15 protein-coding genes and 1 pseudogene are annotated in these 23,914 nt (G+C 44.3%); all 16 read right to left on the bottom strand.

What is annotated here, in order from left to right; translation table 11 throughout:
* Positions 1-30 precede the first annotated feature (30 nt).
* The 16 genes and pseudogenes from pseB to DN752_RS19825 all read right to left on the bottom strand — a co-directional run bounded on the left by pseB (position 31) and on the right by DN752_RS19825 (position 23,721).
* Positions 31-1,056 carry a UDP-N-acetylglucosamine 4,6-dehydratase (inverting) gene (gene pseB / locus DN752_RS19900; RefSeq protein ID WP_112785593.1) on the bottom strand — a complete coding sequence of 342 codons (1,026 nt, stop codon included), beginning with the start codon at positions 1,054-1,056 and terminating at the stop codon, positions 31-33.
* 45 nt (positions 1,057-1,101) lie between these two features.
* On the bottom strand, positions 1,102-2,220 hold the full coding sequence (locus DN752_RS19895) for a Wzz/FepE/Etk N-terminal domain-containing protein (protein ID WP_112785592.1): 1,119 nt from the start codon (positions 2,218-2,220) through the stop codon (positions 1,102-1,104).
* A gap of 74 nt (positions 2,221-2,294) precedes the next feature.
* Positions 2,295-4,886, bottom strand: a complete 2,592-nt coding sequence (locus DN752_RS19890; RefSeq protein WP_112785591.1) for an SLBB domain-containing protein — start codon at positions 4,884-4,886, stop codon at positions 2,295-2,297.
* A gap of 318 nt (positions 4,887-5,204) precedes the next feature.
* Positions 5,205-5,717, bottom strand: a complete 513-nt coding sequence (locus DN752_RS19885) for a helix-turn-helix domain-containing protein (RefSeq protein ID WP_112785590.1) — start codon at positions 5,715-5,717, stop codon at positions 5,205-5,207.
* A 290-nt stretch (positions 5,718-6,007) separates the two neighbouring features.
* Complete coding sequence (locus DN752_RS19880) at positions 6,008-7,180, bottom strand: DUF1254 domain-containing protein (RefSeq protein WP_112785589.1); 1,173 nt, start codon at positions 7,178-7,180, stop codon at positions 6,008-6,010.
* A 46-nt stretch (positions 7,181-7,226) separates the two neighbouring features.
* Complete coding sequence (locus DN752_RS19875; protein WP_112785588.1) at positions 7,227-8,309, bottom strand: DUF1254 domain-containing protein; 1,083 nt, start codon at positions 8,307-8,309, stop codon at positions 7,227-7,229.
* A gap of 149 nt (positions 8,310-8,458) precedes the next feature.
* Positions 8,459-9,532 (bottom strand): DUF1254 domain-containing protein, encoded by a 1,074-nt coding sequence (locus DN752_RS19870; protein WP_112785587.1) that lies wholly within the window; start codon positions 9,530-9,532, stop codon positions 8,459-8,461.
* A 42-nt stretch (positions 9,533-9,574) separates the two neighbouring features.
* Positions 9,575-11,101, bottom strand: coding sequence for a DUF1254 domain-containing protein (locus tag DN752_RS19865; protein ID WP_112785586.1), 1,527 nt, complete (start codon positions 11,099-11,101; stop codon positions 9,575-9,577).
* A gap of 6 nt (positions 11,102-11,107) precedes the next feature.
* Positions 11,108-12,169, bottom strand: coding sequence for a DUF1214 domain-containing protein (locus DN752_RS19860; protein ID WP_162633286.1), 1,062 nt, complete (start codon positions 12,167-12,169; stop codon positions 11,108-11,110).
* 67 nt (positions 12,170-12,236) lie between these two features.
* Positions 12,237-13,724 (bottom strand): DUF1254 domain-containing protein, encoded by a 1,488-nt coding sequence (locus DN752_RS19855; protein ID WP_112785584.1) that lies wholly within the window; start codon positions 13,722-13,724, stop codon positions 12,237-12,239.
* Positions 13,725-13,780: 56 nt separating this feature from the next.
* A complete protein-coding gene (locus DN752_RS19850) occupies positions 13,781-16,099 on the bottom strand; it encodes an arylsulfatase (protein WP_112785583.1) in 2,319 nt (772 codons plus the stop codon).
* A 683-nt stretch (positions 16,100-16,782) separates the two neighbouring features.
* Positions 16,783-19,038, bottom strand: coding sequence for a TonB-dependent receptor (locus DN752_RS19845; RefSeq protein WP_112785582.1), 2,256 nt, complete (start codon positions 19,036-19,038; stop codon positions 16,783-16,785).
* Between the two features lie 115 nt (positions 19,039-19,153).
* Positions 19,154-20,152, bottom strand: a complete 999-nt coding sequence (locus tag DN752_RS19840; RefSeq protein ID WP_112785581.1) for a HupE/UreJ family protein — start codon at positions 20,150-20,152, stop codon at positions 19,154-19,156.
* Positions 20,149-21,027, bottom strand: coding sequence for a peptidyl-prolyl cis-trans isomerase (locus DN752_RS19835; RefSeq protein ID WP_112785580.1), 879 nt, complete (start codon positions 21,025-21,027; stop codon positions 20,149-20,151). Before DN752_RS19835 ends, DN752_RS19840 begins: the two co-directional genes overlap by 4 nt.
* Positions 21,028-21,100: 73 nt before the next feature.
* A pseudogene (locus DN752_RS19830) lies at positions 21,101-21,641 on the bottom strand (DUF3604 domain-containing protein).
* Positions 21,642-21,825: 184 nt separating this feature from the next.
* A complete protein-coding gene (locus DN752_RS19825) occupies positions 21,826-23,721 on the bottom strand; it encodes a DUF3604 domain-containing protein (protein WP_112785579.1) in 1,896 nt (631 codons plus the stop codon).
* Between the last annotated feature and the right edge of the window lie 193 nt (positions 23,722-23,914).

Below are 23,914 nucleotides of genomic sequence, written 5' to 3'. Positions count from 1 at the left end.
TAATTATCTAAAAGAATTTCACCTATTTCCTTAAGCTTCCTTTAATTCAACAGAGAAAGTTGGATCAACATGTTCAGTTATGAGTTCTCTCAAAGACTCTACTGTTTCCCACTCCTCATTTTCTCCAGAATTATACCTAAATCCAAGCGGTACCTTTTTGGCATCAAACGTTTTAACGAACTCATCTACTTGCCACTTTGGAGTCGATGGAATAATGGCATAGTATTTCCCCAAGTCATAGGTATAAAACGAATCTGAAGCTGTAATCATTTCTTCATGTACCTTTTCCCCTGGTCGAATACCTACTACAGGCTTTACACATTCTGGACCAATAGCTTCCGCTACATCAAGAATACGGTAGGATGGAATTTTTGGGACAAAAAGCTCACCTCCCCAGGCATATTCCATAGCATGCATCACCATATCTACTCCACCTTGCAGCGAAATATTAAATCTGGTCATATTGACATCCGTAATAGGTAGTTTACCCTCTTTTCTTTTATTTATAAAAAATGGAATTACCGATCCATTTGATCCCATTACATTACCATACCTTACCACTGAAAATTTAATAGGATTATTCCCTTTTATATTATTGGCAGCTATAAATAATTTATCCGATGTAAGTTTGGTAGCTCCATATAAATTAATTGGGGCACAAGCTTTATCAGTAGACAAGGCTACCACTCTTTGAACTCCAGTTTCCAAAGCGGCATGGATCACATTTTCTGCTCCACCTATATTAGTCTTAACACATTCATCAGGATTATATTCAGCAATTGGCACGTGTTTCATAGCTGCTGCATGAATCACATAGTCAATTCCTTGAAAAGCCCTTATCAATCTTTCTTTATCTCTAACATCACCAATAAAGAAGCGAATTTGAGGATATTTGTGATTAGGATATTCCTGAGCCATTTGAAATTGCTTTTGTTCATCTCTAGAATAAATGACTACTCTTTTTACATCTGGATATTTAGTAAAAATATGCTTCGTTAAAGCTTTTCCTAAAGACCCCGTTCCTCCTGTAATTAGAATTGATTTATTATTTAACATAGTTTGCTTTTTTTATTCTTACTAAATTCAAATTATATCAATTTTTCAACTAGCCTTATCTATTTGCTCCCTCAAAAAGAAAAAGTATTCCGTTCCAAAAACAATTAATATTGAAACAAATATCCCCAAAATAATAGAAATTAGAACTATTAACATTCTATTTGGCCCAGCCTTCTCCATGGGGACTGAAATTGGTTGAATCACTGAAAAAACCGGGGTTTCCTTACTTACTTGTAGCTTAGCAGTTTCCAATTGCTTCGCTAGTTCCGTAAAAACTGACAAGGTCAAACTATATTCGGCTTCAAGTTCTCTTAATTGACTTAAGGCAATTGAACTAGAGATATTTTGATTACGATCTCTAAATCGAGCTAGCCGAGTTTGAATATTCTCAAATTCTTTTTTCTTCTCGTTGTGTCGTTCCTGAGTAAATATCAATTGTTCTTTCGCATTTCTTACTTTAAATGCAATTACTTGCTTTTGAAGCACTCCTTCAGCATATTTAGCCAGTTGAGCAGCAGCTAGAGGCTCTGGCATCTTACAAATCAACCTCAGTACTCCTTCTTTTTCGTTATAAGAAATAAAAATTTGATTATCCAATCGTTTGTAATGCGCCATTTCCGTTGGAGAGAGACTTACAATATCTTTATCGGAATTTGATATTTGTTCTTGATCATCCTTTTTCCTCTTTAAAACTCCAATAATAACTCTAGGTAATCCTATAGTATATTGCTTTAATATTGCTAAATAACTTGGTGAAAAATATTTCTCATAATACTCTCGATAAGTCACTTTATTATTAAGCCCTTTTATCGATAATTGCGCATTTAACATATCCTTTTTAAAAGGTATACTTTTGACAATATTAGGATATAAAGAGGGGGGGATATCTTCTCCACCTTCGATTCCTCCCAAATTAATTCCTGCTACTGAAGCTAAACTTGAAAGTCTTCCACCCGCTTTTCCACTATCTGATGTAGTAGGAAGATAGCTCGAAGTAGCCTCAAACTCTTTAGGGCTTAAAATTGCAACTAAAAATCCTAGAGCAATAAATGTTGTTGTAATTTTTAATATCACGACTCGCTTTAACCATATCACTTTCAATAAAGTAATAAGATCTACTTCTTCTCCAATATTGCCTAATTTTCTATTTTGTATACCCTCCATTTCTAAAAATACGTATCTAGTAGCGTATCTATAAATTTAATAAAACTTCTATTCAAATGACTTTTGTTTAATCATTATTGATTTGCAAGAGTGTTAATCAAAATACCCAAAGTCGCCAAACTAGAAGCTATTCCAATCCAATTCGTTGCCGACATTGGCTCCCTTTCGGGTTTTTGTGGCACAATAATCTCAGCCCCCGGCTCTATTCTAGGATAATCTTTAAAGAAGATAAAGTTCTTCGTCCGTTTCACATCCCCATTGGCATAGACCACATAAGTCTTTCCTTTTCTAGCGTTGTCGGTAAACCCTCCAGCCTTGGAAATGTATCTCTTAAAACTATTACCAGTTTCATATCTGGCCGAAGTTGGAAAGAGTACCTCTCCTCTCATCCTAACCGTCTGGAGTTCTTTGGGTATGCTTAGGATATCTCCTTCCTGCAAAATCAAATCTTGTCTAGATCCCGGATTCTTTAAAATGCTATTCAGGTCAATCCCAATCAACTCTTGTGGCCTAAACTCCACTTCTGCCACTCTACTACTATCGGAGGCAGCCACTTCTTCCACGCGGGAAATCTTATACTCCCCAGAAGCCAAGCCTTTTTGATTGGCCAAATCCCCTCCTTTTTCGCCTATTTTATTATCTATTCTGGACAAAATCGCATTTTCCGCTTCAGTATTTTTACCGTCTTCTTTGATCAAATTGTCTTTTACCTCATTAAGGTCTTCGGACTTGATTTCATTGTCGCTCTTTGGGGTGAAAAATTCCGTTCTTCTGATCAAAGTAGCTCCTTTGATATAGGCAAACTGGTTGGTACCTCCTGCACGTTTCAGCAGGTCAGAAATACGCTCGTTGGCAGTCGAAATGGTATATTGACCAGGATAATTCACTTCTCCTTCCACGCGAACCAGTTTTTCGCGTTGGAAACCGGGGCTTCTGCGGATGATTACATGGTCAAAAGGCTCGAGTACCACCTCTTTATCTCCTGCGTCTATTTCTAAATTCTCATCGATATCAATCGTAAAGATTTCGGCAATTTGCCCATTGGTGCGGTCCTTTACCCTTCTGGCCACTTCGATGTACGCATCGGAGGCAGATTCCTTAAAGCCTCCAGCCTTCAGCACCAAATCCTCCACAGACATATTTTCGGCATAGGCAAAAGCTCCCGGACGGTTGACTTCACCGGAGATTTTGATATAATACTCTTCTTTTAGATCATATTTACTAGGGATGTGCAGCACATCTTCCCGTTGTAAAGGAATATCCTGACTGTTACTACCGTTGACCACCCCTTTTATATCCACTGGTACAATCTCCAGCGTCATGTCCTCTTGGGTACGGTATAGTGTCGCCCGGTTGAGGAAGGCCTCGCCTCTTAGCCCTTCTGCCTTGTCTATCAAGTCCTTTACGGTCATCCCGTCAAACAAGGCGAATTCTCCAGGATGGTAAACCGCTCCAGATATCTGTACCCTGTTTTCAAACCGCTCGAGTTTTTTCCCGATCAAAAAGACATCTCCATCTTGCACTTTGAAACTGCCAAACTCTTCTTTACTGACATCGGCCATTTTTCTGGCTTGGTCGGAAAGTCTGCGGACAGCTAATCGACCCGAATAGGCTTCACTTTTAAATCCTCCCGCATAGCGGATCAGGTCATTGATATCTTCATCCGCTTGGATCTCAAAAAGCCCTTCTCGTCTTACAGGCCCCTGCACTTCCACACGGGTTTCTACTGCCGGTACCATGATCACATCATTGTCCTGTAAACGCACATTCTGCTGCTGATTGCCATTCATTAGGAATTCATAGACATCCACCTCCGCAATTTGCCTGGAATCTCGAAAAACCTTGATGCTCCTAAAGGATCCTTGCTTATTGGGGCCACCCGCTGTATAGAGTGCATTGAACACAGAAGCAAACGAAGGCAAGGTATAATCACCTGGATTTTGGAGTTCTCCGACCATCGCCACTTGTATGGAGCGGATATTGCCCAGACGGATCTGCATAAACGTCCGTGGGTTGCCGCTATTTAAGTCTGCGTAGATACTGCTCAGTTCATTCTTCATTCTTGCTGTAGCAGCCTGAATGCTTGCCCCACCTACATTAATAGGGCCTACATTAGGAATATACACCCGCCCCTCGGGGTTGACCGTGAGGTCGTATGATTGCTGGGAATCACCATATATATCGATCAGCAATTGGTCACCAGCTCCAATGATATAGCTTTGTGGTGTAGGGATATTCAAGTTGGGAGAAAAGTTCAGCTGCTTATTGTGAAACAACCCAAAACCAAAAATCTTTTTTTCTTCTTTTGACAAACTGTCCAGCTCCGCTGTGCTCATTCCGACATTGGCAGAATCGGTTACTTGACGCTGGGCAGGATTTGCTACATTTCCGTTCTCTCCCTCAAGTCCGGATGTACTCAATTGATTAATCCTAGTGGCCAATTTACTTGCTTCCATGGCAGGCATTCCTCTTTCCTTTGCCAAAGCTGGGATTTGGGATTTGGAAATCCCTTGGTCTTCCGCTTTTTGGACTATCGTCGCAATCTGCTCATCCGAAAGCTGATCCACTTTCGCATTCTGGATATCCGATAGGGACTGGGCATACAATGCTATCGAAGCAATAAACAGGATTAGGGTAAGGTAAAGAGTTTTGATATTGATGGACATGCCTGTTTGAAATTAGGAATTTAGAAGGTTGAATGTTGAATTAAAAATGATGGATGGCTTATGACAAATACCATAATTTAAAATTCTTCATTATTAATTATCCTCTTGTTGATTTTATGATTGAACTTAAAATAGAGATCAAGAATCTTCTCGCTAAAAGCAAACGTTTTTTCTAAAATGACATTTTCTTTAGCCATCGTATTCTCATTAGTCATTTTTTATTCTTCATTTAGGCCCCGCCTACAGCTTCGCCCGGTCAGTCACATCTTGTGCTTAGCGGGAAGGTAAAATTTAATAAGGCAAAGTAAGTCGGGTTCCTTACTCTGCGGCTTTGTTATATAAAATGATGCCAGAATAGGATTCTTGATCCAATATCGTAAAATTCACTTTACGGTCAATCATTTCCTGAATACGCATCCCCAAATTGTCGAGATATTCCTCATTGAGGGCACGGCCTTTGATACTCACGTCGATAACCCCCGTATCCAGGCCATTGGCATAGTCACCTGTGAGGATAACACTTTCCACATCGCCCATGCGCTTTAGCACCTCTTCTACCAAGGTGTCCAAACCGATGTATTTGCGAATAATGTCCTGTAAGGAATCGAACAAGGGATGGTGGGTGTTTGCGCTATAACTGATCCTGTTCTTCTGGGAAGCCTTCTGCAAGTACCCTGCTTCTGACAGATTGTTCAGCTCCTTTCTTATGGCATTAGTGGATTCTCCGAATTCCTCGGCAAAACCACGCAGATGGCTATGGTTGTCTGCATTGATGAAAAACTTCACCAATAATCGCAGTCGTGTCTTGGATGTAATCAAAGAATCTAACATAAAAAAAGCAGCTTTGCCTAACGAGCACCAAAAGTACTCGTTAGGCATTACATCTCCAAAAATTTTCGTTTTTTTCGATAAAAATAACCTTGGTTTCGTATTTCATAATTTTTACACAATGTTTTTGCAAAATCTTTAAAAAACCAATCTTATCAATTTATTTAAATTTCAGATACAGATAAATGTTTTTTGAATATAAAACCTATAAAAAACTCCTCTTCCCGATGTAACGGAAGAGGAGTTGATCGATCACTCCAGTCATTAAGGTAAATTGGGATATACCAATGTCCTTATTCTACTGTGAGTACCTTGTGATTCTTTACAAAATCCTTTCTGTATTCCACAATGCTCGGTACAGATGAGGGGAGATAGCACCTGAACAGTGCATTCCAGTTTTTGGGAACTTTGATATTGTTTATCGCATCTTCTCCACCGTTAAAATTAAGGGTGATACTTCCATCTTCATTAGGGACAGCCTTGGTAGAGTTGGTATTGAAAGGGTTGGTGACCACCCAGCCTTGCTCATCATAGATGGTAATCGACCAGTAAGCCGAACGGTCGTATTGTAAATCCGGTTCCTCAAAAGTCACCGAGCTGTGCTCGCCGTTTTTGGCTCCTTCATCTCCTGGTAATACCACAAAATAATAGGCATGTTTGGCCGGTAACCCTGCCCAGCCCGCGGTATTGATCATTTGGTATTGAGGGGTTTTGATATCATCAATATCATCAATGAAGCCTTCTTCGATCACTCCTTCCGTAATGGCCCTTTTGATCAGGTCGCCGCGGAGTTTGTTGAACGAGGTGACGTCGTATTTCACTTCCGATCCATAAGGGTTGGCCGAACCTGCCTCTACTGTTACCGCATCTTGACGCTTGCGCATTTCTTCCATGCCCTTTTCGTCATAGGTCCTTGGTCTGGTCCGCATAAAGAGGTACACATGATCACCATAGCTCAGGTCATCTTTGGTAAACGATTTGGTTTCTCCGGGATACACCACACCGATGGTCACCGAATTTTCATCCAGTACCTGCACAATTTGGTACAAGTCATATTCTGGCACGGAGATTTCCAACCCTCCCGACACATCGTACACCGCATAGGAATAAATCGCGTCAAAGTTTGAACGAATGACGGTTTGATTTTCCAGGTCTATTCCATTGCGCTCATGTCGGAATTTGTTTGGTCCGCTGATCATGGTTTCGGCGGCAAGGTACTTGGCTGTTTCGGCGCGGATTACATTCTCCATGTTCACCTCTTCGCCACCTTGGTCTACGAAAGCGGGATTTACCGATGAAGCTTCTCCATTTTTACCTACTCCTGTGTCCACCTCATTCTTCTCCTCGGAAGCAGCAGCCACGGTGGTATTGTCTTTAGTCGATTCCTTTTCGTCCTTTTTTGTACCATTGCATGCCACCAATACTACTGACAGGCAAAGGATAAATAGGGTGCTTAATTTTTTCATGATAGTCTAAGCGTTTTTGTGATAATGATAAAAGGCCAATGTCACTTTATTTTAAAGTAGGCAGTGCGAAACCTCCGTTGACAACCGACTCACTGGGCATGTACACACGGAAACAAATCCAAAATGGCTTGGACGGCACCAGCACCTTATTGGCGTAGTCGGCTTCATCAAACTGGTCTTGCGGCACATAATACAGGTCAAAGCTTTTGCCATCTGGGTTAAGTGTGATCTTGTCATCGCTGATGATAGATCCCTTGTCTGTTTTCAAATGCTGATCGGCTCCGTAAATGGTGATCGAATAAAATCCCAGGTCCGGATCTTTCATCTCCGGCACTTGGTAGGTTACCTTGTAGGTTTTGTCTTTGTCCACATCGTATTGCTCGGTAAAGTACACGGCATCCTTATCGGGCAAAAGACCAGTAGCGATGGCTACACCCCTGTTTTTGTCCTCTGTGGAGACGGGGTTCCCCACGGTTCCCATCGTTCCGAGTACGCCTTCTTTCTGGGCGATTGCTATATAATGGTTGAGCTGTTGCTTGAACTCCTCCATGTTCCAGTTGGTCACCTGGAATGATTCAGGCTTATAGCCGTTCAGAAATTCAATTTTCAATTGGTCCTGGTATCCATTCACCTTTTTGACATCCTCTGGATCGCTGGCGTCAATTTGGGTGCGTACATTGGCATAGAAAAAATCACTGGTCTCATCAGCTGGGATCACGTATCTTCCCGGACCATAGAAAACCTTATAGGTCACATGGTCATGTTGCATGATGTGCAGTGACATATAGCGTCCATCCGTCTCGGGCAAGGTAATGGCGATATCCCCTCTTCCATCGAGTATCGCAAAGGAATAGTTGGTATCCCTGTTCATCAATGGTGCTGGCTGCTCATCCAACGGCATGGGCTTGCGGTGGTGGTTCCAAGTATTGTCGGCTCCCTGCGCAAACTCCTTTTGCATCGCCAGGTCGCACATCGCCAAGGCAAAGTTTTCCTTGGTCACACTAACACTGGAAGTTTCAGCTGTACTTTCTGCAGCGTCGACTTTACTTTCCCCTTCTTTTTTCTGTTGACTGCAATTCGTCAGTACAAATGCAGTGGCACAAAACAAAAACAATATTGCCTTTTTCATTATGATGTTGTTTATAATTAATTAGTCCTGCTTTAATTCATTGCTAAGCCTAGTTAGCACCTTTGGGGTTTGGTAAAGAGCAGAGGCCCTTGACTCCTGATAATTTATCTAAATACGCACCTCTACGCCACACCCCACTCGTTCCACTATTATTTCTTGGTGATAGGAATGTTCACAAAATGATTGATTTCCTCAATGGTCTTCTCCGCGTCCACTGGCAGGTACAAGCGTAATGTACCATTCCAACCTTCAGAGACAGTGACAGAATAAGGAGTGTCTGAGTTGAAGTCCACAGTCATGGTGCCGTCGCCGTTGTCCTTCATTCTGTCCATACTGATATAGAAATTTTCTTCGCCTATCCATGATTCTGAATTATAGGTGGTAATAGAGAAGAAGCCTCCTTTCTCGTAATCCAAATCGGGTTTGGGAAAAGTAAGCGTTTGGTTTTTCTCTCCAGAGCCTTGGCCTTTTATCAAAGCCGTGTATTGGGCGTACTTTGGAGGTAATCCACCCCAGCCCATCGCAGCGCAGTGAAGGTAATTTACCTTGTCCACATCGGATGGTTTTTCTCCAAATCCTTTGGCACCAACGATTTCCAAGTGATCTTCGGTGACGTCTTTGATCAGCTTATTTCGATAGGCTTCCACTTCTTCTGGCTTATACCCTTTGCCTTCGTAGGGAACAGCCGACTTGGCATCGATGACCATGCTTTTTTGGGCCTTTTTGGTTTCTTCCAAGTCGTCAGAGATCCTTGTTCTGGCAAGAATATAAACGTATTCACCACTATTGAGGTCTTTTGGGGTCAATGTGGCCGACTCCCCGGCAAAGATGACTTTCACGGTAAAATGGTTTTCATCTATTAATTGCATCAACTGCATTGCTCCATTTTCCCTTTCTGGTATCGAAAACGTAGCGCCATCCCTTACATCCACCAAGGCCAAAGAATAAACCACGTCCGCATTGGAGCGAATTATCGTTTGGTTTTTCATGGTGACGGGCTCTTTGTGAAGCCATTCGTTTATGGGGGTTGTGGATTGCTGGATATTCCAGTTCCAGTCTGTTTCGGCAATGACGTAGTTATCGTCATTTACAGTCTTGCTCTCACTTGCTTCCGAAGTAATATCTCCCGTACCGTTTTCTGATTTTTTACTGTTCGTACAGCCATTTAAGGCTATTAATACCACCAGTAAGCTGTATGCGAATTGTTTGGCAACTGTCTTCATAATTATTGCTCTTTGTTCAGGAAGTTTATAGATTCAAAAGGATTATTCAACGATCTCCCAATCGGGAAGCTTAAAGCTCTTGTCAAAGAAAGGCTCAGTAGGAGCGTACAGCCTAAAAAGGACGAACCACCCATCATCACCCACCGTTTTCAGGTAATTGCTTTCTTTACCGTCAGGTGCCTGGGCACCTACATAGATATCGACTGAACCGTCCGCATTTTTCTGTAGCTGCTCGCTGCGGCTTCCCAAGGTCACGTCCTTAAGCTCCGTGCCGCCATTGTCATAAGGCCTGCGGGTATTTTCACTATAGAGTGTTACGGACCAAAACTGCTTCACCGGCACATCTGCAGGTACCCGGAGCTTATATGTCTTATCGGCTTGGAGAAGGTTGCCTTGGCCATCCCGCTTGGTGGTCATATATGCCTGCCCAGCGCCTGGAGTGGGGTTTACCATGCCCTTGGATGAAGTGACTGCTTCATAAAACCATATGGATCTTTCGTCCAGCTCCACTTTGTAATCTGTGATTTGGGGGACTGAAAAATCAAATGACTTGTACCAATACGTATTGTCCCAGTAAGGTTTGGTGACCCGCGGGTTGGTCTGTAAGTTGCGTAGCATCAGTTCCCCCATAGCCGCCCCTTCGAGCAAGATTTTCTTCTGTCTTTTATCGGGGTTGAAGGGTTCGCCTTTTTTGATGCCCAATGGCTCCAGCATGGCCGCCCAAACCTTGTCCTGCTCACGTACAGGTTCCTCTTGGTACAATTCACTCAGGAGCTCCCAGTAGTCCAATCCCCGGGGTGCAGTGGCTGACCATTCCTTGTCGACATTTTTTATAAACCGAATGGGTTTAAATGCATCTCCTACTCGGGCTACGTTCATTTCTTGCTGGACTTTCTTTTCAAAATCCGGAGAGGAGTCGAGCAAGCGGATACCAATGAAGATATTGTTTGTTTCTGACTGGATGACGTAATCGGCCTGGCCTTTATATTTTGCTAAGTCGTCTTCTGGCCCCACCACGATATAAGTGCCTCCCTTGCCTTGGTCGGGACCTGTGAGCCCGATGTCAGCCACAGGCTTTTGCCAAGCATCAAGGAACATCCCCGCTATTTGCCCAGGGGGTACTTTTACTTTAATAGCACCGTCCTTGAGGGTCAGAAAATTGATGACGTAGGGTGTGGTCAGGTTTCCGGTAACGATGCCCCGTTTTTCCTTTAAGGTGACATACACCACAAAATCACCAAGGTTATTGGCATCAAATGTCTTGGCTTGAGCCAACTGCCATTGCTTAAAGGACACCATCGGCATGCTCCAAATATAGGCTTGACTGGCGCGTTGGAAGTCCATCGCATCAAATAAGACATCCTCTCCTTTGGTCACGTAGTTGTCCCTTAACTGGATATCTCCATAAGGAGTGTCGATGTCCTCATTCCCTTTTAATGCTGCACTATGAAGTGCAATATCCGATGATGAATCAGTTCCTTTTTCATTTGCTTGCTGCTCTTCTTGCGGTTGGCATGCCGTTATTAGGAAGGCGCTTGCTAGTGATAGATGTATGATTGCTCTCTTCATAAAGCCTTATTTTAGCGTAGTCATGTCTGGGAATTGGATATTATCGGTGGGCTCATATACCCTCAAGACACAATACCAATTCTGACTTTCCGTGGGTATGGCATTCGCTCCATTTCCCTCTGGATTGATGCGGACGGTAACGCTTCCATCTGCATTGGTTGATGAGGAATAGGAGCTTGCATTATAGACCTCTTTTTGGTTTGGAATAAGGTATTTGTCCGCTGCATTATAAACGGTAATTGACCAATAGCCATTTTCGTTTTTGATCATTCCAGACGACGGAATGGTGATTTCATAGGACTTGTTTCCACTTAATGGTTGGCCATTGGCGTCAGTAGCATACAGCTGATAATTTGCATACCGAGCCTGAGTGCCAAGCTGGCCATAAAATACGCCCAAGGCCCTGTCCAAATTCCCGACCCCTTCGTAAACAGAACCAAATAACTTCGTTCCGCCTTCCAATGATGCTGCTGCAGTCTTAATTTCTGCTAACCCTGCAGCTGCTTCTTCCTTGGTAAAGTCAGGTATAATAAACGGGTAATCTCCATTTCCCCCTGTGATGGTGATCTTCTTAGCCAGGCCCATTACCTCTTCTGCATTGTTTACAATAACTTGACGGGTAAACGCCAACCCTTGGTAGGTCTGTAAAACCACCTCATGGGCATCCTTAATGGGGCTCTTTTGATGTGGCAAACGTACAACAACGGGCTTGTCAGGTTTTACCCTCACTTCCATATAATGATTCATATCAAAAATGGACAGGGAGTAATATTTGTCATAATCAGGCATGGTGATGACGACCGGTTCATTGGAAATATTGAACCAGGAATATCCGTAGTTCACATCTGCCTGTGGTGTCACCACCGTCCGGTCCTTTGCCGTCACCATTCCCGTAAATTGCCATTCACCGTATTCATAATCCTCTAACCACTTGTCCCTCATCTCAGCCTGCTTTATGGCCGGATACCATTGGATATATTCGGTGACACGGTAAGGCTTTACAGCTTCTTGGGCTTGCACTGATACAGTACCCCATACCAGAAAAAATAAAATAATAATTCGTTTCATGCTTTTCATTTGGATGTTGATGGTTTTATAGCGCTGAGATATTTCTCACAGCCCAGAAGAACGTTCACTATTCTACGATCTCCCAATCGGGAAGCTTAAAGCTCTTGTCAAAGAACGGCTCAAGCGGTGCATATAACCTGAAATACACAAACCAGCCGTCATCTCCTACCGTTTTCAGGTAATTGCTTTCCTTGCCAGCAGGTGACTTGGCGCCTACATAAATATCCACTGAGCCATCCGCATTTTTCTGTAGCTGCTGGCTGCGGCTTCCCAAGGTCACGTCTTTGAGCTCCGTGCCGCCATTGTCATAGGGCCTGCGGGTATTTTCACTGTAGAGTGTTACGGACCAAAACTGCTTCACCGGCACATCCGAAGGTACATGGAGTACATAGGTCTTGTCCGCTCTTAACAGGTCGCCATTATTGTCGCGCTTGCTGGTCATATAGACCTGCCCTGCTCCCACAGGGGGATTTACCATTCCCTTGGAGCTGTAGACGGCCTCATAAAACCAAGTGGTACGCTCGTCAAGCTCTAAGCGGGTGTCGGTCTCTTGAGGCACCGAAAAATCGTAGCTTTTGTACCAAGAAGTACCTTCCCACCAAGGCTTGGTATATCGCGGGTTTACCTGAATATTCCTGGCCATCAACTCTCCCATGGCTCCTCCCTTCAGAAGGATCTCCTTTTGTCTTTCTGTCGGGTCAAAGGGCTTTCCTTTTTCTATGCCAAGCGGCAATAGCATTGCCGTCCACGGTTTATCGATCTTCCTGATAGGTTCATGATCGATGATGTCCGATAGGGTTTCCCAAAAATCAATACCGCGTGGCACCGTCCCACTCCATTCTACATCTTTGTCTTCGATATAGTTGAATTTTTTCAATGGTTCGCCGACATGACCCATTTTGAATTCACTTTTAAACTTCTCATAATACGCCGGAGAAGGGTCAAGGATCCGCAGGGCAATCACCAGAAAATTTGAAACACTTTGGTAAGTATATACTCCTGGTTTTTTGTATTTCTCAACATCATCTTCGGGGCCCACGATGATGAAGGTTCCCCCTTGGGCTTTCTCAGGCCCAGTCTGACCGATGTCTGTCACGGTACGTTGCCATATATCCACAAAGCCGCTGGCCGTAGCTCCTGCTGGATATTCAAAAACAACCGGGCTTTTCTTTAGGTCTACATACCCGAACATATAAGGCACTGTAAGGTTTCCAGTGACAATTCCTCGTTTTTCCTTCAGCGATTTCAGCACGGCAATATCATGCTCTGACGAAAGACCGTATTTCTCCTCCAGCCCGTTTTTCTGGGTAATCATACTCACCATGGGCATTCCCCAAATCCACGCTTGGCTGGCCCGCTGGTAGTCCATTTCGTCATACAGCCTATCGGAAGCTTCCGTATCAAAATAACTATCGATAAGCGCTATGTCTCCAATCGACGTTTCGATGGTTTCGTCACCTTTTAGCGTTGCACTTTTTAATGGAACAGTCTGCCCCTGGGCTCTGACAGTTGTAATGCCCAAGGCTAGAATCAGTGAAATTGTGATCTTCTTCATTATTTGTCAGTAATTTACTTTAGTTTGTATGGGGTACTTTTCTCTTCCTAGATTCCTTATTCTTCCAATTCGATATTCACTTCTGCGATCTTGCCCTGGAAAACAAAGGGCGCCGCATAATTAGTAGTCACAGGCGACCCTGTATCTTCACCAATACCAAAAGTATCTATCCCAAACCGGGCGGGGACAGTGGCATCTACGCGGGTTTCACCTACTTTTTCATTGTTCATATAAAGGGTGAAAACACCTCCCTTGCCGCGGCCACCTCCATCGTATTGAAAGTCCACTTTCAATGATGCCAGCCCATCGGGTAGTTTCTTTGTGGATTTGATCGTAGTGATTTCATCTTGGAAGAAATTATAAAGGAAAGTGGGGTACCCATCTTGTACATACAGCACGTAACCAGCGCTGGATCCCCCAATGGCGTTGACCACACCGTCCTTGTTACCTGCCGCTGTTTCCAGCATGGCTTCCATGGACCAGGAGGTATTCTTGGTATTTGGGGCTACGGTTTCCGGTATCCGTGTAGCCCCTTCATAAAAGGTAAACGACGTTCTCCCTTCCGTTAGTGAAGGTTTGGGAACCGAAAGCCTTGCAGCACCCCGATCGTCAAGGGGATATACATGGTTCTTTTTAGCCTCTTCTTCCCACATTGCTTTCAGTTCTTCTAGTTTTTCAGGGTACTGATCCGCAACATTTACGGCTTCCGAAAAATCTTCTTTGATGTTGTACAGTTCCCATGTTTCATTTTCATATCCAGGAGCAATATCCTGTCTCCATGGCAAGGTATGCTGATGCGCAGCCACCCAACCGTCGTGATAGAGTGCCCTGTTCGATAAGATTTCAAAATATTGTGTTTTACGGATTTCCGGAGCGTCTTTATCCGTAAGAGTGGTCAGAAAGGACTTTCCATCCAATGGCTTTTGTTGGACACCGTCCACGTAGGCTGGTGCTTCCATGCCTGTAGCTTCCAAGATGGTTGGCATCACATCGATCACATGTAGAAATTGAGAACGGATGGTTCCTTTGTCTTCGATGACTTTTGGCCAGGATACCACCATAGGGTTTCGTGAACCGCCAAAATGTGAGGCCACTTGTTTTGCCCAAGGAAATGGGGTGTTGGCCGCCATGCCCCAGCCCACCGGAATGTGCGGCTCTGATCCGGGTTCGCCTATTTCATCCGCTTTTTTCAGATTATCGGCCAATTTACTTTGGATGCCATTCAGTGCCTTAATTTCGTTTAAGGTGCCTTCCAAGCCACCTTCTGTACTGGCTCCATTGTCTCCGACGATGTAAATGACGAGGGTATTATCAGCATCGGGCAGCTCCCCAATGGTCTGTAGCAAACGCCCAATTTCATGATCGGTAAAGGCCATAAAACCAGCGTAATTTTCTTGTAGCAGCGTGTAGAATTTTTTCTCATCATCGGACAGCGATGCCCATGTGTCTATATTTTCATTGCGTGGCGAAAGTTTCGCATCCGCGGGGATCACGCCCATTTCTTTCTGACGGGCATAAATTATTTCCCGTTCCCTGTCCCAACCATGGTCAAACTTCCCTTTAAACTTGTCCCGCCATTCTTTAGGGGTATGGTGAGGGGCATGAATGGCTCCCGGTGCAAAATACATAAATACAGGTTTGTCCGGTGCCAGTGACTTTTGACTGTGCAGCCAAGAAATGGCCCTATCGGTCATATCGGTCATAAAATGGTAGCCTTCCTCTGGGGTGGTTTCGGGCTCTACGGGTAAGGTGTTTTCAAAAATCACCGGGTTGTATTGATCCGTTTCCCCAGCATTGAACCCGTAAAAATAATCGAAACCCAGACCCGTTGGCCAACGATCAAACGGCCCCGCGGCGGAAGTTTCCCAATCAGGGGTGTTGTGGTTTTTGCCAAACCACGAGGTGTTCATACCGTTATACTTGAGTACTTTTCCCATAGTAGCCGTACTTCTGGGGATAAGGGTGTTATAGCTCGGATAGCCTGTCGCCCACTCGGCCAAAAACCCAGTGGCGGCATTGTGATGGTTTCTACCGGTGAGCAGTGCAGCCCGCGTTGGTCCGCAGATGGCCGTGGTGTGGAAACGATTATACCTTAACCCCTGCGCAGCCAATGAATCCAAATGCGGCGTAGGAACTGACCCACCAAAAGTACTTGTCATCCCAAAACCCACATCGTCCAGCATAATGACGATGACGTTAGGGGCTCCTTCTTTGGGCTCGGGAAAATCAGGCCAGTCCATCTCGGAGTCCTTGTATGTCCGTCCTATTTCACCATGAAACTCAGGATCATTATAGGGCAGTTTATTGGACTTATCCTGAGCTTGAACTGCCGTTGCTCCAAACAAAAGCAAAAATATGATCGTTATTTTCTTCATGGTTCTAATTATTTAATTCAATAAAGTTTTTTATGATTGCTGATACGCACCGATGTAAAAGTACCTACCTCATGGAGAGGTAATAATCTAAGTTAACACCAAGGAGCCGCTACTTGAACAAAATCAATATTCCCCTAGCCAAGTATTATAAAAGTTGTCAACTTTTACCAAAACAGTGATTTTATGACAAGCCTGATTGTAGAATCGAAAGAAAGGTCGATTTTTCCGAACTTACCTAAAAAAAATAATGTGTTTGACCCTGAAATTAATGCCGTTTAGTTGAGGGCATTTCTTCCTATTTATGCGCATAAGCGCCACTTAGCGGCTTAGCTGTTCGAGATTTGTAATCTCGAACTGAGATAATGGGGATTTGCAATCCCCCTAGGCCATTTGTGGATAGCACAGACATTAATAACCTGAGCTCGACTTAACTTTAGTATTAAAAGCGAACCCTTTTTAGGAGAATGTGGATTGGAAAAGGGTGTGGCAGCTCGCCGCGGCGAGCTGCCACGGCTTCCACCCCTCAAATCTCCCCTAAGCCTCGCAGTGCATGTTCCGACCACTGTACGGAAACGGTTTTATAATCGAACTGAGGTTAATAAGTGTCGAGAATCTTTAGGGCAAGAGGTTTTGTCATGCTTGTTGCCTTAACAAAACCTCTTGCCAGAAAAAGAGGGGGACTACTAAAACCTATAGGCAACCGAAGCCTTAAAGTAAAATGGTGTACCTGGCGTAAAGTGTATTTCCTCTACCGGGGCTGGTTCATCGATCAGCCGTGATTCGGTAGCAAACTGGGTTTCGTTCCACTCGGTGTCGAACACGTTCTGGATGTTGATCGAAAAGTCGAGGGTACGCCATTGGTATCCAGCATTCATATCCACCACGGTGTACCCTTCCGCTACTATCGAATTATCTTCATTGGCAGGTCGGTCATCTACAAAACGCAGGTGCGCTCCACCGTAAAACCCTGAGTTGCCCACAAAACTTAACCCTGAGGTGATGGTAAAATCAGGTGCCAGAGGAATATAATCATTTCCTTCCGGCTCATCCATGGCACGAGCAAGGGTATAGTTCATATCAAAATCCCAGAAAAGCCCCTTGATGGGCTCATAACGTAAACTTAAATCTATGCCCTCGCGCCGTGTTTTGCCTGATGGCTCGACGATTCCTGCATCTCCTACATAGACAAACTCCTGTTCCAAAAACAAATACCAATACGCCGTATTCATGAGTAATTTAGGGAATGGCTTCCAGATAAAGCCGATATCGGCACCGTACGCAGCAGGCAGGATTTCCTTGCCATTTTCGGCCACTACTACGCGCGTGTCATTCGAATGAAAACCTTTTCCTGCTTTGAGGTATAGCTGAAGGGTCTCGGACTGATTGTATAGCACATTGAGTTTCGGGCTGATGATCCCTTTGTTTTCTTCCTGTGTTTCATAAGCCGACGCCAGACGGTCCACGTAGTTAAACTTAAACTGATCAAATCGAATGGAAGGATTAAAAGACCATTTCCCTTTTTTAAATTCGGCATTGATGTACCCAAACATATTGGTTTCATAAATGTTTCCAAGCTGGATGGTGTCCAAGGGGGTTTTTCTGTTTGCGGTATGACTAAGTTCGTTATCCTTACTTTGGTCACTCCTGAATCCAGCCCCAGCCTGAATCAGGCCATCCATCGAGCCGGCATTAAAAGACTGGTTGTATTCACTGGAAGCCCCAAAAAGCTGACGGTCTTCAAATTGCCTGATTTGATCTCCATACACAGGATCATCTAGGTAAAAAGTGAAATTGGAGAACAGCTCAAAATCGTACTGCGTATAATAGACAGTATTGGTGATATAGGCCGCGTCATTGACTTGATGGGTGTAATTCAGCAATAAATTGGAGCGGCTTGTCTGTCCACCTTCCGTATCATCGATGGCCCCAAACCGGCTGATGGATCCATTGTCTACTGCCCTTTGGGGAATTTGCCCAGAGGCATCCCATTTACTGGTAAAATGGGAGAAGCTGATCGAAAGCTGGTCATTATTATCCAATTGCCCTGAATACTTGCCCATGATATTGAAGCGGTCAAAGTTTTGGGGACTTTCAAAAGGACCGTCGGTGAGCAGGTATTCTGAGGCCAGATAAGCAGAGTGCTTTTCTGTATTCAGGACATTGAACATGCCCAGGAAGCGCTGGGTATTAAACTGCCCCATTTCGAGCCTCACCTGACTTTGATCCAAGCGGTCCTTGGACTTGAAGGAGACATAACCAGCCGTGGCAAAGTTGCCCTGATTGGCATAGTAGGGGCCTTTTCCAAAATCAAGTTTATTGACCGTTTCCGGAATGATAAAATGGAGATCGGCATAGCCCTGACCATGTGCATGTGAAACCATATTTACGGGCATTCCATCCATGGTGATATTAACGTCCGTCCCATGGTCGACATCAAAGCCACGCAAGAAAATCTGTTCTGCTTTACCTCCCCCAGCGTGCTGGCCAATGATCAGTCCCGGCACCCGTCGTAGCAATTCCTGGGAGCTATTTACAGGATTGGTTTGTAGGTTGATGTCGGTAAACAGGTTGATGGCATTGAGGTCAGGAGATACCGTTACTTCATCCAGGGAAAGGATTTTTTCCTTAAGCTGGATGGTCACATTATCGTCTGGATCCCCGACGATATACCGCACAGGTTCGTAGCCGGTATAGGTAATGGAGAGGGTATCTCCTTTTTCTATTTGGGATAAGGTAAAGCGCCCGAGACTGTTGCTGTGGGCATGCTTTCCTGAAGAATGATAGATGTAGGCACCATCTATGGGTGCTTTCTGCTGATCCCTTATTCTTCCCCGAAGATCCTGTCCAACTGCTGCGGTGGTAAGAAGAAAAAATGAACAGCCAAAAATAACGCGAGACAAAGCTTCCCGCTTAGTGGTCAAAGCCGATCTAGATGTCATCTAACTAATGGTTTTTCTATTAAAGGTGTATGTTTTTAAAATGGTATCCCTCCAAAAATCTATTCAAACATAATGATTTGTTTCCAAAACTTTCCCAGGTAGTGATCACTACTCACTACCAAAACCCAACTATCCGTTCTATGGTCCAAAATGCCGCCGCGGCTCCGATCGCATAGGCAGGGACTTTTTTAAGTACCAATGGCCAATCTCTTTTGAAGGAGAGGGCTTTTAGTACGGCTAAGATCACCAAGACAAAAATAATTTGCCCTATTTCCACCCCGATATTGAAAAATGCCAAGGCCAAAGGGATCTCCGTTTGTGGTAAGCCAACATCCGCTAGGGCTCCTGCAAAGCCAAAGCCGTGAAGAAGGCCAAAGGTAAAAGCCACTATCCAAGGTTTTTGGCTCGTCAATGTTTCTTCGCCATGGAGCTTTTTGATGATCTCAGAGGCCAAAAAAACAATACTCAAGGCAATTACCGCTTCCACTGGCGGTCCTGGTAAATTGGCCACACCAAGTACGGCCATACTCAAGGTAATGCTATGCGCCAGGGTAAAGGCCGTGATGGTTTTGATGATTTTTTTAAAGCCAACCGTTATGATGATCAGTGCCAGAACAAACAATAAATGGTCTATTCCAAACCAGATATGCTCCACTCCCAGTATGGTGTAGGTCATGATTACATCCCATTTTTTGGTTTCTCCGGGGATCATGGTGCTGGGACTGTCTGGGCTAAGCATCAAGGTGACTTTTTCCCCGTTTTGGTAATTGACATTCACTAAGACATCCACCAGTGTCTTGTTCAGGTTGTGGACTTTTAATTCATTGCCTTCAAGGGGCTGTTTGCCCGTAAGGGTATAATGAAAAATCACGGCACTTTCTGACATCACCCTGCTTCCTGCCTCGGTCAGGGTAAAATCATCAGGAAAAACTGGACGAAGACTGATCACCATATCTCCCCTTCTGGGGACTTTCCAAAGCAGCTGATAGGTGTTTTCGGATGTTTGGTTGATCTGTAGATAAGCTGGACGTATTTCATGGGCCCAGCTCTTGGATTCCAGCTGAAGAAGCACGACACAAAGAAAGGCGATAAATAGACGGATTATAGGCTTCATGGGGTATGCAAGTTAGCGAGTAAGGAGGCTATCTGGTCGGCATTTAATTCCTCCGAAGATACGACCACCTCATAATTGTCCTTCATCTCTTGATATACTGCATCCTTAGTGGCCATTTCTGTAGTGTATTCGTAATCGCGGATCACCTTATCCTTTACTTCTGCCAATTCGGGAATACGTGCATTTGTCTTATTGGTGATAAAAACCAAATGATGTCCAAATCCAGATTTCACAGGTCCTGCCCATTGGTTACGGGGCAATGGATCCAATCCATCATAAAATACACTGCCAAGATTCTTTAAAATAGTCGCCATACCTGCATTCTCAAATCGCAAAGGCAGCATGGTATGGTCACCTTTTCCCTGTAGGGATGCCATTTGGCTGGCATCTACAGTTGCCATAAGTGCTGTGGCATAGTTTTTTGGATTGTCGTGGTCCTGCGCTGAGATCAGGACATGTTCGAACGAATAGGTTGGGGGAATTCGGTAGTCTTCTTTATGCGCCTCAAAGTACGCTTTCAGTTTGGTTTCGGTGACAGGTTCAACTATTTTGTTTAAATCGCCTGCCATAAACTCCATTTTTTGGGATAACCGTCGCTTGACCACCTCATCATTATGATCCAGGTTCATCCTAAGTGCTTCCCTGTACAGTACTTCCTGACGGATGTAATTCTCGATCAGGCCCTGCATTTCTGTTGGAGTGGCCGGGCGTTTCCATTGGATTTCCCAAAGCGCATTGATATGTTCGAGCCTATCGTCATCGATGACGATTTGGCGTTCATCTCCGTCGGATGTATTCACTAGGCTGAACAGCAAAAAAATGATCGCTCCCAAGGCCATAAAATGTATGAGTGGCTCTTTTATCCATTTTTTCATAGTAGTGTAATCATATAATTTTGTGGTGGTTTTATCTAAAGTCTTTATGTGAAAATAGAAGCCTTCTTGATCTTTATTTAGGGCTGTACCAAATAGGGCTGGTCCATGCACGTTCTTGGATGACTGGGGGAACTGTTTTACTTAATGGAAGATTGTTTTTAACGGCAAGTTGGGTGCTCCATCTCGGTTGGTATTTCCAGTACCCTAGCGTAATAGGTAGTATAAGCGGTAGGGTCAAAGTCGGGGTCTTCCCAATACCCAATCAATTCTCCAGAACCTATTGTGTTGGTATAGGTGGCCGTTTCCAGATCAACGGTATTGCCAACGGCGGGCACTTTTCCTTTTGCATCCGGTTTGCGGTCACCGCTCCAAACTACATCATATACTTTTTCTGACGATTGGCCATTTTTGGTCGTTACCTTAATGATTTGTACTCGGTCAAGGTTGCCAGAGTCTGGATCTTTTTGTGCCTGGACCAAAAACTTAGGGTTACCAGTGCCTGCCGGCAAATCGGATCCCATTGGCACGCCATTCGTATAGGCCTGCTTCACCCAATCGTTTTGTTTTAATTCATCGGCCGAGAAATTCCATCCTGCAAATAGGCGTACTTTCATTCTAATACCTGATGTACCAAAGCATTCGTTAATAGGACAAGTACATAATGTGGTGATGTTTTCATGGTGAATTGGCTTTATGATTAAGAATCAGTGTTGAATCGTGTGGAAAAGCAAATAAAGGAATGACTTCATGATGAGGTGGGTTTTTATGTGATTACATCTACTTTCGAATAAAAGTCCACTAGTTAGGATGGTACCAGATAGGTGAAGTAAAGGCTCTCTCCTGTAATGTAAGCGGTACTTCATCACCTAATTCCACATCAAATCGGACTTGATCATAAAGAGTCCACCTGGGGGTCGGGATTTGGATGACACGAACATAGTAAAATGAAGAAAGCTCAGGGTTGAAATCTGGGTCTGTCCAAACCGTTTTGAGTTGCCCAGCTCCGATGGAATCTTCCCAAGTAGCCTCTTCCAAGTTTACGGAGTTTCCAACGTCCGGAAGTTTCCCACTGCTGTCGAGCGTGCGTTTATCACTATCACCCCAAGCTACGTTGTATATTTTTTCGTGGGTTCCACCTTGATCATCCAGCCAGCCCTTTATGACCTGTACCCGATCCAAATTGGCATTTTCAGGATCCTTAAGTGCATGGATCATAAAAGTCGGTGCCTTGTCGCCATCTGCTTTTATATCGCCTCCCATTGGTACGCCTTTTTGATATCCTATCTCTGGCATATTGGAGGCCTTAAGGTCCGCTTCTGTGTATTCAAACCCTCCGAAGAAGCGCACCGTCATCCTAGGCCCTGTAGTGGCGTAGGTTTCCCGACGTTTCATAGCGTCCCATAGTGCTTCACGGGTGTTGGAAGTGGCCCAGATGCCCGCATAGCCCGAAGCTCCCAGTTTCCATGCCATGATGAAGCCCGATGGGAAATCCAGTGCTTTTTCGGTTGCCCGCTCTGCCCTTGGTTCCTCATTGGCATATTTGCCCCAAAAGTTGTCTTCGTCGGCTGTGTTTAGCCCTGTGTGAATGTCTGTACCACCTACTTGCCCATATTTGAATGGATTTACCCCCAATTTCTCTTCTATTTTAAGCCCGTTTTGCAAAGCTTGACGAATGTACTCGTTTTCGATCATGCCTTCTTTTTTGGGTACTAACACGAGATTCCCCTTGTCCCAGATTTCAAAATCCGCAAATTCATCATTGGGAGATAATAGTGGGTGGGTCTCCCCGGTGCCTTTTGCCTGGGTGGTTTCGTAGAGTACTTCGTATTTATTCCTCAACTGGGCAAGCTCTACCGTAAGGGGACTGCCATCAAAAGCCGTTTCTTGAAACATTAGCCCATTGGACATGTTTCCATTATGCGGTATGGCCAGCACAGCGCCTCCAGTGACCTTTTCAAAATTGGCCATCCACTTCCAGAGGTCTTCTGGGTTTTCTGAATCAAAAGTGGTCATCGGTGCCATTTGCTTGGCAATATCTGCACCATCACGATAAATGACATTTCTGTGTAGGTTATTGCCACCACCATAATTTGAAGTCCATTCATAACCAATCAATGCGGTGAATTTGCCTGGTTCATTATACTTTTCTGTAATATCAATGTTCCTGTCCCAATTGGACTTGGCAAATTCAGGGTCTGTAAATATTTCGGGAAGGCTGTTGGTCGCTTGCCTATTGATGATGTCCATCATGGCTGCTTTTCCTTTTTCGCCTCCGGCATTAATGTCTTCATGATACTGTGCCACTATAGGATCGTCCATGACAGCGGGCTCTCCTTCGATAATGGCATTGATCACCCCGGCTCCATCTGAGTGGTCGGTGATGGAAATCCAGTCCAACGGCCTTGCTAACTGTGCCTTTTGTTTGGTATTGCTAATGACTTCCTCTCCCCGTGCAAAGCGAAGGGCTTCCTCAGGCCCCACTCTCGTACCCGAGGCACCTGCATCTGCAGACCAGGCCGTATGTAAATGCTGACTTCCCCAAAATACTTTTTCGGGAAAAGCTGTATTCTCAACCTCTACCGGACTCCCTGCACTTACTGTCTCTGCTCCATCTTCACTTTTTTTGTCACTGCCGCATCCGACTAGGAGTCCTGCTATTATTATTGCACTAAAAGTATGGCTTGCATTTTTCATAATATTGTTGTTTTGTAGGATCCGAGTTGATGCTATATGGTTTGTAGTTAGTCAACTATTGAAAAATTTATATTAACATTAATAAGATAGGGTAATCTCCTTGTTTCACGAAAATAAAACATCCGCCGCTAGCCAAGGTTTATAAAAGTTGTCAAAGTAACGGTGAGCCGGTCGTGCCGGAAGCTGGTATTAT

Source organism: Echinicola strongylocentroti (assembly GCF_003260975.1).
GTDB classification, from domain to species: domain Bacteria; phylum Bacteroidota; class Bacteroidia; order Cytophagales; family Cyclobacteriaceae; genus Echinicola; species Echinicola strongylocentroti.
Note: the sequence above shows the minus strand (reverse complement) of the source record. Positions and strands in the feature narration are given on the sequence as shown.

Bases quoted from the DNA above. Each gene is read 5' to 3' on its own strand.
- pseB (WP_112785593.1), bottom strand. From the start codon at position 1,056: ATGTTAAATAATAAATCAATTCTAATTACAGGAGGAACGGGGTCTTTA.
- DN752_RS19895 (WP_112785592.1), bottom strand. From the start codon at position 2,220: ATGGAGGGTATACAAAATAGAAAATTAGGCAATATTGGAGAAGAAGTA.
- DN752_RS19890 (WP_112785591.1), bottom strand. From the start codon at position 4,886: ATGTCCATCAATATCAAAACTCTTTACCTTACCCTAATCCTGTTTATT.
- DN752_RS19885 (WP_112785590.1), bottom strand. From the start codon at position 5,717: ATGTTAGATTCTTTGATTACATCCAAGACACGACTGCGATTATTGGTG.
- DN752_RS19880 (WP_112785589.1), bottom strand. From the start codon at position 7,180: ATGAAAAAATTAAGCACCCTATTTATCCTTTGCCTGTCAGTAGTATTG.
- DN752_RS19875 (WP_112785588.1), bottom strand. From the start codon at position 8,309: ATGAAAAAGGCAATATTGTTTTTGTTTTGTGCCACTGCATTTGTACTG.
- DN752_RS19870 (WP_112785587.1), bottom strand. From the start codon at position 9,532: ATGAAGACAGTTGCCAAACAATTCGCATACAGCTTACTGGTGGTATTA.
- DN752_RS19865 (WP_112785586.1), bottom strand. From the start codon at position 11,101: ATGAAGAGAGCAATCATACATCTATCACTAGCAAGCGCCTTCCTAATA.
- DN752_RS19860 (WP_162633286.1), bottom strand. From the start codon at position 12,169: ATGAAACGAATTATTATTTTATTTTTTCTGGTATGGGGTACTGTATCA.
- DN752_RS19855 (WP_112785584.1), bottom strand. From the start codon at position 13,724: ATGAAGAAGATCACAATTTCACTGATTCTAGCCTTGGGCATTACAACT.
- DN752_RS19850 (WP_112785583.1), bottom strand. From the start codon at position 16,099: ATGAAGAAAATAACGATCATATTTTTGCTTTTGTTTGGAGCAACGGCA.
- DN752_RS19845 (WP_112785582.1), bottom strand. From the start codon at position 19,038: ATGACATCTAGATCGGCTTTGACCACTAAGCGGGAAGCTTTGTCTCGC.
- DN752_RS19840 (WP_112785581.1), bottom strand. From the start codon at position 20,152: ATGAAGCCTATAATCCGTCTATTTATCGCCTTTCTTTGTGTCGTGCTT.
- DN752_RS19835 (WP_112785580.1), bottom strand. From the start codon at position 21,027: ATGAAAAAATGGATAAAAGAGCCACTCATACATTTTATGGCCTTGGGA.
- DN752_RS19825 (WP_112785579.1), bottom strand. From the start codon at position 23,721: ATGAAAAATGCAAGCCATACTTTTAGTGCAATAATAATAGCAGGACTC.